The organism is Amycolatopsis sp. NPDC003731 (genome assembly GCF_053586895.1).
In genome coordinates this window covers 1-14,907 of record NZ_JBSFNC010000191.1, presented here as the reverse complement: position 1 = coordinate 14,907, position 14,907 = coordinate 1, and the positions used below count along the sequence as shown (strand labels likewise).

At 70.5% G+C, this 14,907-nt stretch carries 20 protein-coding genes; 13 read left to right on the top strand and 7 right to left on the bottom strand.

The window, feature by feature from the left end:
* On the top strand, positions 1–218 hold a 218-nt coding region (locus tag ACWDN5_RS42250), incomplete at its 5' end, for a hypothetical protein (RefSeq protein ID WP_449680222.1).
* Here the strand turns inward: ACWDN5_RS42250 and ACWDN5_RS42245 are convergent.
* On the bottom strand, positions 187–1,398 hold the full coding sequence (locus tag ACWDN5_RS42245; RefSeq protein WP_449680221.1) for an FAD-dependent monooxygenase: 1,212 nt from the start codon (positions 1,396–1,398) through the stop codon (positions 187–189). The two genes, ACWDN5_RS42250 and ACWDN5_RS42245, sit on opposite strands and share 32 nt — an antisense overlap.
* Before the next feature lie 77 nt (positions 1,399–1,475).
* Between ACWDN5_RS42245 and ACWDN5_RS42240 the strand changes: the two genes are divergently transcribed.
* Positions 1,476–2,009 (top strand): TetR/AcrR family transcriptional regulator, encoded by a 534-nt coding sequence (locus ACWDN5_RS42240; RefSeq protein WP_310976073.1) that lies wholly within the window; start codon positions 1,476–1,478, stop codon positions 2,007–2,009.
* 82 nt (positions 2,010–2,091) lie between these two features.
* Positions 2,092–2,586: a pyridoxamine 5'-phosphate oxidase family protein gene (locus ACWDN5_RS42235; protein WP_449680220.1), complete on the top strand. Its 495-nt coding sequence runs from the start codon at positions 2,092–2,094 to the stop codon at positions 2,584–2,586.
* Here ACWDN5_RS42235 and ACWDN5_RS42230 read toward each other — a convergent pair.
* The 3 genes from ACWDN5_RS42230 to ACWDN5_RS42220 are packed head-to-tail and all read right to left on the bottom strand — an operon-like array spanning position 2,583 to position 5,283.
* Positions 2,583–4,205 carry an acyl-CoA dehydrogenase family protein gene (locus tag ACWDN5_RS42230; protein WP_449680219.1) on the bottom strand — a complete coding sequence of 541 codons (1,623 nt, stop codon included), beginning with the start codon at positions 4,203–4,205 and terminating at the stop codon, positions 2,583–2,585. The genes ACWDN5_RS42235 and ACWDN5_RS42230 overlap by 4 nt on opposite strands.
* The gene (locus tag ACWDN5_RS42225; protein ID WP_310976076.1) at positions 4,189–4,794 is read right to left on the bottom strand and encodes a TetR/AcrR family transcriptional regulator; all 606 of its coding nucleotides are present in this window, start codon (positions 4,792–4,794) and stop codon (positions 4,189–4,191) included. The genes ACWDN5_RS42230 and ACWDN5_RS42225 overlap by 17 nt, the downstream gene beginning before the upstream one ends.
* Positions 4,795–4,827: 33 nt before the next feature.
* On the bottom strand, positions 4,828–5,283 hold the full coding sequence (locus ACWDN5_RS42220) for an SRPBCC family protein (RefSeq protein WP_449680218.1): 456 nt from the start codon (positions 5,281–5,283) through the stop codon (positions 4,828–4,830).
* A gap of 22 nt (positions 5,284–5,305) precedes the next feature.
* Between ACWDN5_RS42220 and ACWDN5_RS42215 the strand changes: the two genes are divergently transcribed.
* On the top strand, positions 5,306–5,920 hold the full coding sequence (locus ACWDN5_RS42215; protein WP_449680217.1) for a TetR/AcrR family transcriptional regulator: 615 nt from the start codon (positions 5,306–5,308) through the stop codon (positions 5,918–5,920).
* Here the strand turns inward: ACWDN5_RS42215 and ACWDN5_RS42210 are convergent, their stop codons facing one another.
* Positions 5,921–6,484 (bottom strand): helix-turn-helix domain-containing protein, encoded by a 564-nt coding sequence (locus ACWDN5_RS42210; protein ID WP_310976079.1) that lies wholly within the window; start codon positions 6,482–6,484, stop codon positions 5,921–5,923.
* Positions 6,485–6,526: 42 nt separating this feature from the next.
* Here ACWDN5_RS42210 and ACWDN5_RS42205 point away from each other — a divergent pair, with 42 nt between their 5' ends.
* From ACWDN5_RS42205 to ACWDN5_RS42185, 5 genes are all read left to right on the top strand, one after another.
* On the top strand, positions 6,527–7,042 hold the full coding sequence (locus ACWDN5_RS42205) for an N-acetyltransferase family protein (protein ID WP_449680216.1): 516 nt from the start codon (positions 6,527–6,529) through the stop codon (positions 7,040–7,042).
* A 32-nt stretch (positions 7,043–7,074) separates the two neighbouring features.
* Positions 7,075–7,521, top strand: coding sequence for an SRPBCC domain-containing protein (locus ACWDN5_RS42200; protein WP_310976081.1), 447 nt, complete (start codon positions 7,075–7,077; stop codon positions 7,519–7,521).
* Positions 7,518–7,856, top strand: a complete 339-nt coding sequence (locus ACWDN5_RS42195) for an ArsR/SmtB family transcription factor (protein ID WP_310976082.1) — start codon at positions 7,518–7,520, stop codon at positions 7,854–7,856. The genes ACWDN5_RS42200 and ACWDN5_RS42195 overlap by 4 nt, the downstream gene beginning before the upstream one ends.
* A 3-nt stretch (positions 7,857–7,859) precedes the next feature.
* A complete protein-coding gene (locus ACWDN5_RS42190) occupies positions 7,860–8,300 on the top strand; it encodes an SRPBCC family protein (protein WP_449680215.1) in 441 nt (146 codons plus the stop codon).
* Between the two features lie 539 nt (positions 8,301–8,839).
* Complete coding sequence (locus tag ACWDN5_RS42185) at positions 8,840–9,820, top strand: tyrosine-type recombinase/integrase (RefSeq protein ID WP_325152217.1); 981 nt, start codon at positions 8,840–8,842, stop codon at positions 9,818–9,820.
* A 121-nt stretch (positions 9,821–9,941) separates the two neighbouring features.
* Here the strand turns inward: ACWDN5_RS42185 and ACWDN5_RS42180 are convergent, their stop codons facing one another.
* The gene (locus ACWDN5_RS42180; RefSeq protein ID WP_310976085.1) at positions 9,942–10,322 is read right to left on the bottom strand and encodes a hypothetical protein; all 381 of its coding nucleotides are present in this window, start codon (positions 10,320–10,322) and stop codon (positions 9,942–9,944) included.
* Positions 10,323–10,388: 66 nt separating this feature from the next.
* Here ACWDN5_RS42180 and ACWDN5_RS42175 point away from each other — a divergent pair, with 66 nt between their 5' ends.
* Positions 10,389–11,180, top strand: coding sequence for a glycerophosphodiester phosphodiesterase (locus tag ACWDN5_RS42175; RefSeq protein WP_310976086.1), 792 nt, complete (start codon positions 10,389–10,391; stop codon positions 11,178–11,180).
* Positions 11,181–11,184: 4 nt separating this feature from the next.
* On the opposite strand, the gene ACWDN5_RS42170 is transcribed toward ACWDN5_RS42175, so the two are convergent.
* Entirely contained in the window at positions 11,185–11,853 is a 669-nt protein-coding gene (locus tag ACWDN5_RS42170) for a transglycosylase family protein (protein WP_449680214.1), read from the bottom strand.
* Between the two features lie 244 nt (positions 11,854–12,097).
* On the opposite strand from ACWDN5_RS42170, the gene ACWDN5_RS42165 reads away from it, so the two are divergent.
* The 3 genes from ACWDN5_RS42165 to ACWDN5_RS42155 form a co-directional block, all read left to right on the top strand.
* A complete protein-coding gene (locus ACWDN5_RS42165; protein WP_310976088.1) occupies positions 12,098–13,498 on the top strand; it encodes an MFS transporter in 1,401 nt (466 codons plus the stop codon).
* 27 nt (positions 13,499–13,525) lie between these two features.
* Positions 13,526–14,281: a thymidine kinase gene (locus ACWDN5_RS42160; RefSeq protein ID WP_396136986.1), complete on the top strand. Its 756-nt coding sequence runs from the start codon at positions 13,526–13,528 to the stop codon at positions 14,279–14,281.
* Between the two features lie 226 nt (positions 14,282–14,507).
* On the top strand, positions 14,508–14,907 hold a 400-nt coding region (locus tag ACWDN5_RS42155; protein WP_449680213.1), incomplete at its 3' end, for an RNA polymerase-binding protein RbpA.

Here is a 14,907-nt window from a genome sequence, read left to right as displayed (position 1 = left end):
GCATCGACGCGGCGACGGGCATGGTGAGCCTCCGCAACGCCCTGCGCGGCCTCGCGGCGACCGGCGCCGGCCCGGCTCAGCTGCTGACGTGGCTGCCCGCCCGGTTTCCGCCGGTGTCCGGCCGTGTTCGGAAGAACCCCGCCGTCGTAGCCGGAGGGGGCTGCCACCTGGGGGTTCCCTCCGGCGTCATGCCGTCGCTTTCACCGCGTAGTCCTTGACCCGCATCGAGTCGTGCATGCGCACGCCGCCGGTGTTGAGCTTGGCGATCACCCGCGTCAGCCCGGCCGGCAGCGCCGAGACCAGCTGCCCGCCGCGGGCCAGGGCCCACACCCCGGCGCGTGATGCCGGGATCAGGCTTCGCGCGGCACCCACCGCGAACGCCCGGCTGCGGCGCACCAGCTCGCCCATCTCCCGCTCATACGCGGCGAAGGCGCGCTCGTGGTCCCCGTTCGCCTCGGCCAGCTCGCCGGCCAGGACGTACGCCCCCAGCACCGCGAGGCTCGTGCTTCCGCCGACGGCCGGCCCCGGGCAGTAGCCGGCGTCGCCGACGAGCGTCACCCGGCCGCGGGACCACGTGTCCAGCCGCAGCTGGGTGATCGAGTCGAAGTAGAACGGGCCCGGGCCGTCGAGACCGGCCAGCCAGCCGTCGACCTGCGGATGCATGCCGGAGAACGCTGCCCGGAGCAGCTGCTGCTGGCGGGAGACGTCGCGGTGGTGGTAGTCGAGCGGCTCGTCGCGGCGGAACAGGAACACCGCGCGGGCGTCATCGAGGTGGGCGGCGCTGTAGCGGGAGGCCGTGCGGCCGGGGCCGAGGTGGGTGATCGCCTCGCCGTCGAGCCCGAGGGTGTCCGGCAGGGACAGCACCGCCAGGTACGCGCCGATGAACGTCGTCAGCCCGGCCTCTTCCCCGAACACCAGGCGCCGGACGTTCGAGTGCAGCCCGTCGGCGCCGACGACGATGTCGAAGCGGCGCGGCTGGGCGTGCTCGAAGGTGACGTCGCCGTCGGGGGAGATGCCGGTGATCGAGTCGCCGAAGAGGTACTCGACGTCGTCGCGGCCGGCGTCGTAGTAGATCTCGGACAGGTCGTCGCGCATCACCTCGACGTGCCGGTCGGAGGTGGCCTGGAAGACCTTCGACAGGTTCACGTGCAGGGGCTTGTGGCTGCCTTCGCGGTGCAGCGTCATCCGGGTGGTGCCGGTGGCGACGGCCTCGACGCGGGGCAGGACGCCCATCCGTTCGGTGATGTCCATGGCCGGCCGGAAGAGGTCGACGGCGTGGCCGCCGGTCTTGCGCAGGTGTGGTGCGCGCTCGACGACGGTGACGTCGAAGCCGTGACGGGTGAGCCAGTACGCCAGTACCGGGCCGGCGATGCTCGCGCCGGAAACGAGGATCCGCATGAGTACCTCCCTGACTTAACGGTAGGTAAGTTGTACCACAGTTCCTTACCTATCGTTAAGTCAGTTATGCTGGGGCGGTGCCGAAACCGTCCGACACCAAGCAGCGCATCCTCGACGTCGCCCGCGACCTGTTCACCAGCCAAGGCGTCCAGCGCACCAGCCTGCAGGACATCGCCGACCGGCTCGGCATCACCAAACCCGCGCTCTACTACCACTTCCCGTCGCGCGACGACCTCATCCTCAGCATCGTCCAGCCGCTGCTCGACGACGGCGAGGAGTTCCTCCTCGCCCAGGAAGCCCGCGGCGACGCCCCGGTGCGCGAGCTGATCGAAGGCTTCTTCGACTTCAACCACCGCCACCGCGCCGACGTCGTCATGCTGCTGGCCGAGATGCCGACCCTGGCCGACCTCGGGCTCATCGACCGCGTCCTGGCCTGGCGGACCCGCCTCACCGCGCTGATCTGCGGCCCGGCACCCACCCTCGACCAGCAGGCCCGGGCCATCCTCGCGCTCGGTGGCCTGCAGGACGTCTGCATGCAGTTCCCCGACGTCCCGGTCGCCGACCTCAAGGCCGCCGCGGTCGCCGGCGCGCTCGACGCCCTCGGCCGCTGAAAAAACTTCGCGGCGCGTGTCGAGAACGTCCGGGCGGCTCCGTCCCCGGGGCGGAACAAGCCACCGGACAAGGAGAACGACCATGCAGCCGAACGAGATCGCCGAGGTCCTCGACCGCCCGCTCAGCCGCGAGCTGCTGGCCCGCGACGTGACCCGGCTGGCCTACGTCGCCAAGGACGGCACCCCGCGCAGCATCCCGATCGCCTTCACCTGGAACGGCACGCAGATCGTCCTGTGCACGACGAAGAACTCCCCGAAGCTGCCGTCCCTGCGCGCCAACCCCGCGGTCGCCCTGACCATCGACACCGAGGTCCACCCGCCCAAGATCCTCCTCGTCCGCGGCCGCGCGGAACTGGACGTCGTCGACGGCATCCCGGAGGAGTACCTGCAGCTGAACGGCACCTACCGGATGACCCCCGAACAGCGCGTCGAGTGGGAACGCGAGGTCCGCTCGCTCTACGACGGCATGGTCCGCGTCGTCATCACCCCGACCTGGGCCAAGCTGATCGACTTCGAGACCACCCTGCCCAGCGCGGTCGAGGAACTGGCCCGGCAGCGGGCCGAGCGCGTCGGCTAACGCACCGCGGCGCGCTCGAGGATCGCTCCCGTGTCCACGCCGGCCGGGAGCGTGCCGAAGGCGATGCCCCAGTCGCCGCCGAAGCGGGACGCGCAGAACGCGTCCGCCACCGCCGGGTGGCCGTGGCGGACCAGCAGGGAACCCTGCAGCACCAGTGCCATCGACTCGACGACCCGCCGGGCCCGGTACTCGATGCCGTCCAGGTCCGTCAGCTCCTTGCGGACGCGGTCCACGGCGTCGTCGAGCCGGGCGTCGCCCCCGGCGGCCCGCTCGACCTCGGCGAAGAACGCCGCCACCGATTCCGGCTGCCGGCCCATCGCCCGCAACGCGTCCAGCGCCGCGACGTTGCCCGAGCCCTCCCAGATCGACGACAACGGCGCCTCCCGGTACAGCCGCGGCATGCCCGACTCCTCGACGTACCCGTTGCCGCCGAAGCACTCCAGGGCCTCGGCCGCGTGCACCGGCGCCCGCTTGCACACCCAGTACTTCGACACCGCGAGCCCCAGCCGGCGGAACGCCTGCTCCTGCTCGTCGTCGCGCCGGTCGCCCGCCGCGGCCAGCCGCATCGCCACCGTCGTCGCCGCCTCGGACTCCAGGACCAGGTCGGCCAGGACGTTCGCCATCAGCGGCTGGTCGATCAGCGCCTTGCCGAACGCCCGCCGGTGGGTCGCGTGGTGCACCGCGCGCACCGCCCCCAGCCGCATGCCCGACGCGCTGCCCAGCGTGCAGTCCAGCCGGGTGTTGTTGACCATCTCGATGATCGTGCGGACCCCGCGGCCCTCCTCGCCGACCAGCCAGCCGACCGCGTGGTCGTACTCGATCTCCGACGAGGCGTTCGACCGGTTGCCCAGCTTGTCCTTCAGCCGCTGCAGCCGGATCGGGTTGCGCGAGCCGTCCGGCAGGACGCGGGGGAGCAGGAAGCACGACAGCCCGCCCGGCGCCTGCGCCAGCGTCAGGAACATGTCGCACATCGGCGCCGAGGTGAACCACTTGTGCCCGACCAGGGTGTAGCTGCCGTCGGCGGCCGGGGTCGCGGTCGTCGTGTTCGCCCGGACGTCCGAGCCGCCCTGCTTCTCGGTCATCGACATCCCCGCGAGCAGCCCGCGCTTGGTGCCGGGCTCGCGCAGGCCGAAGTCGTACTCGGTCGCCGCCAGCAGCGGCTCGTAGCGCGCCGCCAGCTCCGGGGCCGCCCGCAGGGCCGGGATCGCCGCGTAGGTCATCGAAATCGGGCAGCTGTGCCCGGCCTCGACCTGGCCCCAGACGTAGAACTTCGCCGCCCGCGCCGCGTGGACGCCCTCACGCGGGTCCTGCCACGGCGTGCCGTGCAAGCCGTGGGCCGTCGCGACCTTCATCAGCTCGTGCCAGTACGGGTGGAACTCGACCTCGTCGATCCGGTGGCCGTACCGGTCGTGCGTGCGCAGCACCGGCTCGTTCTCGTTGACCAGCCGGCCCCACTCCTGCGCCTGCTCGGTGCCGGCCAGCCGGCCCAGCTCGTGCAGTTCGCCGGCCGCCCAGCCCGCCCCGGCCCGCTCGAGGCCGGCCAGCAGCGCCGGGTCGTCGGCGACGTCGTGGCCCACCAGCGGCGGGACCTGGTTGGTGACCTCATGCGTGGCGGGCATCGGAACCTCCTAGAGCGCGAAGGATGAACGTGCGAAGCTCGGCGACGTCACCGGCGTTTCCGCTGGTCAACGGCCCGATCAGGACTTCGGCGGCGGCCCCGACCAGCGCGGCCGCGGTGAGCCGGCCGTCTTGGGGCGGCAGCACGCCGTCCCGGACGCCGGCGGCGACGTGCTCGGCGATGACCTCGGTGTAGGCCCGCCGGAACTCCAGCCGCTCGGCGTCGATGAGCGCGTCGACCGGCTCGGCGAGCAGGGCGTACGCCTGCTTCGGCGCCTTGAGCGCGCGCTGGGCGAAGGTGTCGACGGCCGCCAGGACCCGCTCGGCCGGGGCGCCCGCCTCCGCCGACGCCGTGCGGACCGCTTCGACCTCCCGCGTCACGACCTGCCGGAAGACGTGCACGACGAGGTCGGCTTTGGTGGGGAAGTGCCGGTAGACACTGCCGACGGCCACCCTGGCTCGCTCGGCCACGGCGGCGACGGAGCAGCCGCCGTAGCCGTGTTCGGCCAGCTGCCGGGTCGCGGCGGCGATGATCGTCTCGCGCTGGGCGTCGAGGCGTTCCTGCACCTTCGGGGTGCGGCGGTAGGGCACGTCAAGAAGTGAAGCACTGATTCATTGCTTCAGTCAACGCTCGAGCAGCCGCTTCGCGCCGTCGACTTCCTGCTCGACGTCCGCCCGCAGCCTGCGCCGCAGGACCGGTTCGACGAGCCAGCGCAGGGGAGCGGCGAACCCGAACGCGATCCGCCGCCGCACCCGGATCCCACCCTCCGCCGGCACGCACTCGAAGTGCGCCTCGAACGTCGAAAACCGGCGGGCGAGGCGGTTTTCCGGCCGGTCCGGCAGCTGCACGTCGACCCGCTGTCCCGGAGTCAGCGTCATCCTCGACACGACCTTCGGCCCCAGCCCCAGCCCGGGCAAAGCCGAGCGGAACCGGAACTCGGTGACGTCGCCCTCCCGGCGCACCCAGTCGATCGGACCCAACTTGCGGTCGACCTCCGCATACCGCCGCGGGTCCATGACCAGCGCGAGAAAGGCGCCCGGCGAGCACGACACGAACTCTTCGACCGTCACTTCCACCATAGAAAGAGAGTAGTTTCTCACTATGGCTCGAACAACCCCCGGCGTCACCCGCCGCCGCATCCTCGACGAGGCCGTCCGCCTCTTCGCCACCCGCGGCTACGACGCCACCTCCGTCGCCGACATCCAAGCCGCCTGCGGCCTCAACCCCGGCAGCGGCGCGCTCTACAAGCACTTCCCGTCCAAAGCCGCCCTCCTCGAGGCGGCCGTGCACGACAACCTCGAGCGCCTGGCCACCCGTACCGCTGCCACCTCCGACGCTCGGCTACCCGACGACCCCCGCGAAGCCCTGCGCGTCCTCGCCGACGTCGTCTGGGCCTTCATGGCCGCCGACCGCGACCTCATCCGCCTGATGATCCGCGAATTCACCGGCTTCCCCGAGCTGTTCGAGCAGATGTGGCAAGGTGTCGTCGCCACCGTCTACCGCCGCGGCACCGCATGGATCACCACGCTGCGGGACCAGGGGAGAGTCTCGGTGCCCGACCCCGAAGCCACCGCCGCGGTGCTCGTCGCGTCCCTGACCTACTACCCGATCCTCGACGTCCTCATCGGACACACCCCTGGCGACCTGGCCCCGGACCGCTTCCTCGACGCCTGGCTCGATTCGTCCGTGGCGGCCCTCGGGCTCCCTCCCGGCTGATCAAGCACTCCGCTTCACCAGCGCGACCAGGTACCGGCACGGCACCTCGCCCGGGTTCACGAACACACAGTCCGCCGCCGGCCCCAGCTGGAGGCAATCTCCGGCATCCAGCTCGTGCACCTGCGCCCCCTCGTGGAACCGCAACCGCCCGTCCAGCACCCAGATCTGCTGGTGCAGGAACGCATACGTCCCCGACGTCAACGGCACCTCCGCGCCGGCCGGCAGTTGCACCTCGACCAGCTCCAGCGGCCGCCCGGCCGCGGGGGAGACCGACCGCCGCCGGTACCCGGTGTCCGGATCCACCCACACCGGCTGCTCCGCCGCCCTCGCGAGCCGGCGCTCGTCGCCCTCGGCTCGCGCGATCAGCTCCGACAATGTCAGGCCCAGCGCCGCCGACAGCTTCGCCAGCAACGCCGCCGTCGGCTGCACGTCACCGCGCTCGATCTTGCCGATCATCGCCCGCGACACCCCCGACCGGTCGGCGAGCGCCGCGGCCGAGAGGCCGTGCGACGTCCGGGCGGCGTGCACGGTGGCGGCCAGGCGGGTCGTCAGGGGATCGGTCATAACCGGGATACTATACGAGCCAGCACGGCTACCATAAGAGCCATGATTCGAGCTGCCACCCCGGACGACGCCGCCGCCTGCGCCACCCTCTACGCGCCCTACGTCACCGACACCGCCATCTCCTTCGAAACCGAGCCGCCCGACACCGCCGAAATGGCCCGCCGCATCTCCGCCGCGCACGCCTGGTTCGTCCTCGAAGACGACGGCCACGTCGCCGGCTACGCCTACGCCACCCGCTTCGCCGAACGCGCCGCCTACCGCTGGTCCTGCGGAACGAGCATCTACCTCGAGCGCGGCCGTCGCCGCACCGGCGCCGGCCGCGCCCTCTACGAAACGCTCTTCGAGCGGCTGCGCGACCGCGGGTTCCACCGCGCCTTCGCCGGCATGACCCTGCCCAACGAGGCCAGCGCCGGGCTCCACCGCGCCCTCGGCTTCACGCCCGCCGGCGTCTACCGGCAGGTCGGCTGGAAACACGGCGCCTGGCACGACGTCGCCTGGGTCCAGAAGGACCTACGCGCAACCGATGGTTGCACATCGGCGCCCGCCGAGCTAACGTGACATGCAACCGAACGTTGCACAAGGAGCCTCGCATGGAACACGGCAGCATCGAACGCGAAATCCACATCGACGCCCACCCCGACGTCGTCTTCGACGTCATCAGCAGCCCCGAACACCTCCGCGAATGGTGGCCCGACGAAGCCGAATACCCCGTCGAACCCGGGGGAGACGGCCGCATCGGCTTCGGCGGCTCCTGGGTCCGCTTCACCGTCGTCGACGCCAGCCCACCCCGGCACTTCTCCTTCCGCTGGACCCACGCCGAAGGGGAGACCGCCGCACCCGGCAACTCCTTCCTCGTCGTCTTCGAACTCGAACCCACCGCCACCGGCACCCGCCTCAAGATGACCGAAACCGGCTTCCGCGAACGCGGCTGGGACGAAGCCAAGATCGCCGCCGAATACGCCGACCACGTCACCGGCTGGGACCACTTCCTGCCCCGCCTGCCCGCCTGCGCCGCCAAGCTCGGAGCCACCCGGTGACCACCGCCGTGGACGACGACCTCTGGTCGGCCGTCGGCGACCCCACCCGCCGCCGCATGCTCGACCTGCTGCTCAGCCAGGGGAGCGGCACCGCGACCAGCCTCAGCGAACACCTGCCGGTCACTCGCCAGGCCGTCGCCAAGCACCTCGCCGTCCTCGACCGCGCCGGCCTCGTCCACGCCCGCAGCGCCGGCCGCGAAAAGCAGTTCCACGTCGACGAAACCCAGCTCGCCCGCGCCGTCGCCCAGCTCACCGACGTCGGCAACGCCTGGGACGCCCGGCTCCGCCGCATCAAGACCATCGCCGAAACCATCGAGAAGAAGAGAAAGCCGTAGAAAATGGACATCCTGCACCGCATCGGCATCCACCACGCCACCCCGGACCAGGTCTACGACGCGCTCACCACCATCGACGGCCTCGCCGGCTGGTGGACCGAGAAGACCGAAGGCAGCACCGAACCCGGCGGCGTCATCGCGTTCCGCTTCATCCCGGGCGGTTTCGACATGAAGGTCCTCGAACGCGACCCGGGCCGGCTCGTCCGCTGGGAAGTCGTCGACGGGCCGCCGGAGTGGCTCGGCACGACGATCCGCTGGGAGCTCGAGAAGCGCGACGACTACACGATCGTGCTGTTCAAGCACGAAGGCTGGCGCGAGGCGGTCGAGTTCATGCACCACTGCAGCACGAAGTGGGCGATCTACCTGATGAGTCTCAAGCAGCTCGTGGAAACCGGGGAGGGCGCCCCGGCACCGCGGGACGTGATGATCAGCGACTGGCACTGACATTACTTGACATAATGTACATTATCGGCACTTGGGGGCGTGCTGGACGGACAGCCCGGGAGGGGTCGGATCCGGGGTCGGGTGCCGTCCGGACTGCAGGAGCGTTCGCTTCGCCAGGACGGCTCCCGTCAGGGTTTCGGCCTCCTGTCCGGCCAGTAGACGGCCGAGCTGAGCCCTGAGAGGCTCGAGAGCATCCCCTGAGAGACGCGAGCCCGATGTCCGGCCACTCGACCTCAAAACGTCACGGTGACGAAACTGTCTGAGGTTTGGTCGCGCTGTAGGTGCCGTGCAGCACGGTTGGCGACCACGGATCGGCGGCCTCCGGGCTCCCGGACCCGAGGTCGCCGGCCGAGCTGCGTCGAACATGTGTGCGCACGCCCCGCACTGGCGTACACCGGGTGCCCGAAGGCTCGAACCGGCCTCGGGAGAAGTGTCGTGTCCCCCAGGGGAAGATCCTGGGTCAGATCGGCATTTCATGCATAATGGCAATTATGCATGAAATGCCGGGTTCGGGCCCGGCCGCGGAAACTGTCGGTGGCGTGCGGTACAAGATCCACATGAAGGTTTCCGAGGCCCAGCAAGCCTTCTTCGCGGCCCGCCGGCCACGCAAGGACTCCCCGCACACCACCGACGCCTACCGCCGCGATCTCGCCGGCATCACCACTCTCCTGGTTTCGGAGCTCGGCCGTCCGGCCGAGGACCTCGAGGTGGCCGACCTCACCGGGCCGGCGCTGCGGGCGGCGTTCGGCGCGTTCGCGGACGGGCACGCGAAGAGCTCGGTGCTGCGGGCGTGGTCGACCTGGAACCAGTTCCTGACGTTCTGCGTGGCCGACGGGCTCCTGGCGGGCAATCCGATGGGCGCGGTGGCGCGGCCGCGGACGCCGGCGTTGACGCCGAAGCCGTTGCGGGGCGAGGAAACCCCGGAGCAGCTGTTGTCGGCGGCGGCCGCGGGGTCGCGGCGCGCGCGGGATCCGTGGCCGGAGCGGGACGTGCTGGTGATCGCGCTGGGGCTGGTGGCGGGGTTGCGGGCGGCGGAGATGCGCGCGCTGACGTCGCGGTCGCTGGTGGGGCGCGCCGGTGAGCTGCGGTTGCACGTGAAGGGGAAGGGCAGCCGGGATCGGTCGATCCCGGTGCAGCCGGTGCTGGCGGAGCTGATCGAGCGGTACCGGGAGTCGTGCCGGGTGCGGTTCCCGAACGTGCGGTTCTCCCCTGGTTCGCCGTTGCTGCTGGATCGGGCGGGTGAGCCGATCGGGCGGGGTGCGCTGGAGTACCTGGTGAAGTCGTGTTACCGGGGTGCGGGGTTGCACGACCGGGTGCCGGTGGGGGCGAATCTGCACGCGTTGCGGCACACGTTCGCGACGCGGCTGGCGGAGGACGGGGCGACGGCGTCGGAGATCATGGCGTTGCTGGGGCACGCGAGCTTGGCGACGAGCCAGAACTACATCGAGGCGACGGGCCGTGAGCAGCGCGCGGCGGCGGCGAGCAACCGGACATACCGGGCCCTGGACGGCTTGGGCTGAGTACTCCGATGGACGACACGCGTGCCTGAATGGACGACACGCGTGTTTGAAGGGACGACACGGGTTGGCGGGCTGGGTGCCGGCGTGTCGTCCGTCGGGGTACGCGTGTCGTCCGGTGGGGTCAGCGGAGTTGTTCGAGGTCCTTGGCCGCGCGGGCGATTTCGGCGGCGAGGCTGCGGAGTTCTCGGGGGTCGGCGCCGTCGTCGGCGGCGGTGACGATGTCCTCGGCGGCGCAGCGGAGCTGGAAGAGGCGGTCCTGGAGGGCGGCGATCTCGGTGTCGGAGAGCACGACGGCGTCTTCGGGGAGGCCGCTGCGTTGCAGGGCCGTGCGGCGTTCGTAGGCGCGCTGGCGGCAGGATTGGCCGCAGTAGCGCCGGCGGCGGCCGACGTTGCCGCCTTCGGGGAGGCGTCGTCCGCACCAGCCGCAGTGCTTGGGGGCGCCTCGGCGGGCCGGGGCGATGTCGATCGTGGTCGGCTGGGTCAGTTCGGCGGCTTCCCTCACCCGGGAGACCCTAGCTGGCCACCGTTTGCTCATGCCGGGGTCATGGCGGAAGGGCACACTTGGGGGATGCAGGCTTCGTTTCCGTACCTGGCCGACCCGGTCCCCCGTGCTTTCGCGCACCGGGGGTGGCACCTCGGTGACCTCGAGGGGTTGGAGAACTCGTTGCCGGCGTTCAAGCGGGCGTGCGCGGAGGGGTACCGGTACCTCGAGACGGACGTGCACGCGACGGCGGACGGTGTGGTGGTGGTCCACCACGATCCGAACCTGGATCGGACCACGGACGGGACCGGGCCGATCGCGGCGCAGACGTGGGCGCAGCTGAAGAACGTCAAGGTGGGTGGGAAGGCGCCGTTGTCGCGGCTGGAGGACGTCCTGGAGGAGTTGCCGGACGCCCGGTTCAACGTCGATGTGAAGGCGGATCGGGCGGTGGAGCCGTTCGTGCGGGTGCTGGAGCGGACGGGGGCGTTCGACCGGGTGGCGGGGGCGGCGTTTTCGGACGCGCGGCTGGTGCGGTTGCGGAAGCTGGCGGGGCCGCGGCTGGTGACGGCGATGGGGCCGCGGTCGGCGTTCGCGTTGTGGGCGCGGGGCCGGTTGCCGCTGCTGCCGCTCGGGCGGCTGGTGCTGGGGGCGATGGCCCAGGTGCCGGTGCGGCAGGGGGTGTTGCGGGTGGTGGACAAGGCGTTCCTGGCGATGGCGGGGCGGTCGGGTATCGAGGTGCACACGTGGACGATCGATGATCCGGCGGAGATGCGGATGCTGCTGGACCTGGGGGTGCACGGGATCGTGACGGACCGGCCGGATCTGCTGCGTGAGGTGCTGATCGAGCGGGGCAAGTGGCAGCAGTCGCAGGAGTCGTGAGTGGTCAGCGGGGTGGTTTGCCGGTCCAGGCGGCTTCCCAGGTCTTGGGGCCGAGGAGGCCGCTGTCCTTGATGCCGTTGGCGCGCTGGAGGTCGAGGACGGCGGTGCGGGTCTTGTCGAGGTAGCAGCCGGTGCCGGTGAAGCCGTAGCCGAAGGCGTTCATGCGGAGCTGGAAGGTCTTGAGGGCGTCGGCGCAGTCGCCGTAGGAGTAGACGACGCCGGGCCAGGCGGGGCGGGGGCCGCCGGGGCCGGGTGGCGGGGTGGGCAGGCCTCCCCCGCCGATGTAGGCGGATTCGGTGTAGCTGGGGACGCGTTTGCTGCGGGCGTCGGCGTCGGCCGCGAGTTTGAGCATTCCGGCGCATTGCCAGGGTTGCCAGCCGCGCATGCGGTAGAGGTAGAGGGCGCGGTAGTCCTGTTCGGCGGGGGCGACCTGGTCGGGGCGGCCTTGGCCGCCGACGCTGCGCCAGGTGGGCAGGTCGAACTGGTAGGCGCCGTAGTAGCCGTTGCCGGTGTTGGTGGCGTAGCGGCCGCTGGACTCGCACATGCGGAGTTTGGCCCAGGCGCCCGCCGCGGGGTCGGCGGCGGCGGTGGCGGGGTTGAGCAGCGGCAGACCCATGGCGGCGAGGGCGAGGAGCAGGAGGCTCGTCACGGTGCGTCGGCGGTTCTGGATCATGGGTGCACAGTAGGAGCGTGTCCCACTGACCACAACAGACACGATCGGCGCTCAAGTCTCACATGAAACACTGTTCACTTTTGCCGGCGACACGCCGTGAGGGGCGAACCGGGTGTCGTGGCGGGGTGGTGGATGATCACGAAGCGACAAACCGGACACGGTTTCGGTGGGGCGTTCTCGGCGGCCGGCGCGTCCCCGTAGTCTCCGCGCTGACCTGGAAGTTCTTGACCCGAAGGAGCCGTGGATGACGCTGGCCGGGACGCGCTCGACCAAGCGCGAGCGCTGGGGCTGGTATTTCTACGACTGGGCGAATTCGCCGTTCTATTCGTCGACGACGACGGTGTTCGGGGCGCTGTCGATGAGCTCGATCGCGGCGGCGGACGCGAAGGCGAACATCACCCTTAACGGGGACCGCGCGTGCTTGGACGCGGCGGGCAAGGCGGACACGCTGCACCACTGCGACGTGACGTTGTTCGGGCTGCACTTTCCGGCGGGTTCGGTGTGGGGGTACCTGCTGTCGGTGGCGACGGTGGTGCAGGTGCTGGTGCTGCCGATCGCGGGTGCGGTGGCGGATCGCAGTCACAACAAGCGGCGGATCCTGGGCGGGTTCGCGTTCCTGGGTGCGGCGGCCGCGGCGGGGATGTTCTTCCTGACGGGCTCGGACTGGCAGCTGGGTGCGGCGCTGTTCATCGTGGCGAACATCGGGTACGGGGGTTCGCTGGTCGTCTACTACTCGTTCCTGGCCGACATCGGCGGGCCGGATGAGCGGGACGGCATTTCGGCGAAGGGCTGGGCGTTCGGGTACCTGGGTGGCGGGCTGGCGCTGGCGTTGCAGCTGGGGTTCTACCTGCAGCACGACCTGTTCGGGGTGGATCAGGACCTGGCGGTGCAGATCTGCTTCCTGACGTCGGGGCTGTGGTGGGCGGCGTTCACCATCCCGGCGGTGCGGCGGCTCCCCCGCCGGCACGTGCCGGTGGACGTCGCGCCGGGGCGGTCGGTGCTGCGGGCGGGGTTCACGGAGCTGCGGCAGACGCTGGTGGCGGCGAAGGCGTATCCGCTGACGCTGGCGTTCCTGGGCAGTTACCTGGTCTTCACCGATGGGATCAACACGGTGGTGACGGTGTCGGCGCAGTACGGCAAGGACGAGCTGGGGTTCGGCAACAGCGTGCTGATCGTCACGATCCTGGTGATCCAGTTCGTGGCGTACCTGGGTGGGACGGTGCACGGGCTGGTGGCGCGGCGGTGGGGGGCGAAGCGGACGATCCTGGGCAGTCTGGTGGTGTGGATCGTGGTGCTGGGCGGGGCGTACTTCGTGCAGCCGCGGCAGATGGTGCAGTTCCTGGCGGTGGCGGTGGGGATCGGGCTGGTGCTGGGCGGGACGAACGCGTTGTCGCGGTCGTTGTTCAGCCAGATGATCCCGGCGGGCAAGGACGCGCAGTACTACTCGCTCTACGTCGTGGGCGAGCGCGGGACGTCGTGGCTGGGGCCGCTGGTGTTCGCCGGGGTCGGGCAGGCGACGGGGTCGTTCCGGCTGGCCATCATCGCGTTGGTGATCTTCTTCGCGGCCGGTTTGGTGCTGGTGTGGCTGGTGCCGGTGCGGCGGGCGATCGTGGCGGCGGGCAACACCCCGCCGGAGGTTCTGTAGCCACCGATAGGGTCGGGCGTCGTGACCTTGATCGACGACGCCGCCGGCTCTGATCCCACCGATGCCCTGTCGTCGGTTCCCGCGGCGGGTTCGCGGCGCGGGACGCCGCCGGTGGGCAGGCTGAAGTTCTGCTACGGGCCGATGGACTGCGGGAAGTCGACGCTGGCGCTGCAGATCGACCACAACCACGCGCGGCAGGGGCGCCGGGGGCTGGTGCTGGTGCGCCACGACCGTTCGGGGGCGCCGCAGATCTCCAGCCGGATCGGGCTGACCCGGCAGGCGGTGGAGGTCGGTGAGGACACCGACGTGCGTGACCTGGTGCGGCAGGAGTGGGCGCAGGGCCGGCACGTGGACTACGTGGTGGTGGACGAGGCGCAGTTCCTCTCCCCCGGTCAGGTCGACCAGCTGGCGGAGCTGGCCGACGAGGTGGAGATCGACGTCTACTGCTTCGGGATCGCGACGGACTTCCGGAGCCGGTTGTTCCCGGGGGCCGCCCGTCTGTTCGAACTGGCGGACGAGTTGCAGCCGGTTCAGGTGGAGGTGTTGTGCTGGTGCGGGCTGCCGGGGCGGTTCAACGCGCGGGTGGTGGACGGCGAGGTGGTGCGCGAGGGCGATACCGTCGTGGTGGCAGATACCGAACAATCCGTAGTTGAAACTTCAGCTTCAGTACGTTTTGAGGCCGAATTCGCTACCGTGCGTTATCAGGTATTGTGTCGCCGCCACTTTCGAGCGGGTGACTTGGGGCCGGTTACCGCCCATCACGGTCAGTTACGGTTGACCTGAGCGAGACGCGAGTAGCCCATCCGGGGGATATCAGCACTAAGAAGGCCGTATTGACGTCACGCCGGAGCGCGAACTGCCTCCTACTAGTGGAAGCTAATGCAGGCGGGTGACGCAGCTCATCGTGAGCAACGACATGGTGTCCCGGGAATCCTCCGGGGCCGCGGGTCGTTGCATAGGGTGAGCAACACCCTGGCTCCACCCCGGAGCTGACTGAAAGGACCCCATCATGGCCGACCGTGTTCTTCGTGGAAGCCGGCTGGGAGCGGTCAGCTACGAGACCGACCGCAACCACGACCTCGCCCCGCGACGCACCGTGCGCTACGCCTGCCCGAAGAACCACGAGTTCGAGGTGCCGTTCTCCGACGACGCCGAGATCCCGACGGTCTGGGAGTGCCGCCTGCACGGCAGCGAATCGGAGATCGTCGATGGCGGGCAGCCCGAGCAGAAGAAGGTCAAGCCGCCGCGCACCCACTGGGACATGCTGCTCGAGCGGCGCACGATCCCGGAGCTCGAGGACCTGCTGAACGAACGCATCGGACACCAGAAGTTCGGCGTGGCGCGGGGTCGTGCCGCCGTTGCCGCCGACGTAGAGGTTCCAGCCGTTCTCCGTGGCGATGATGCCGAAG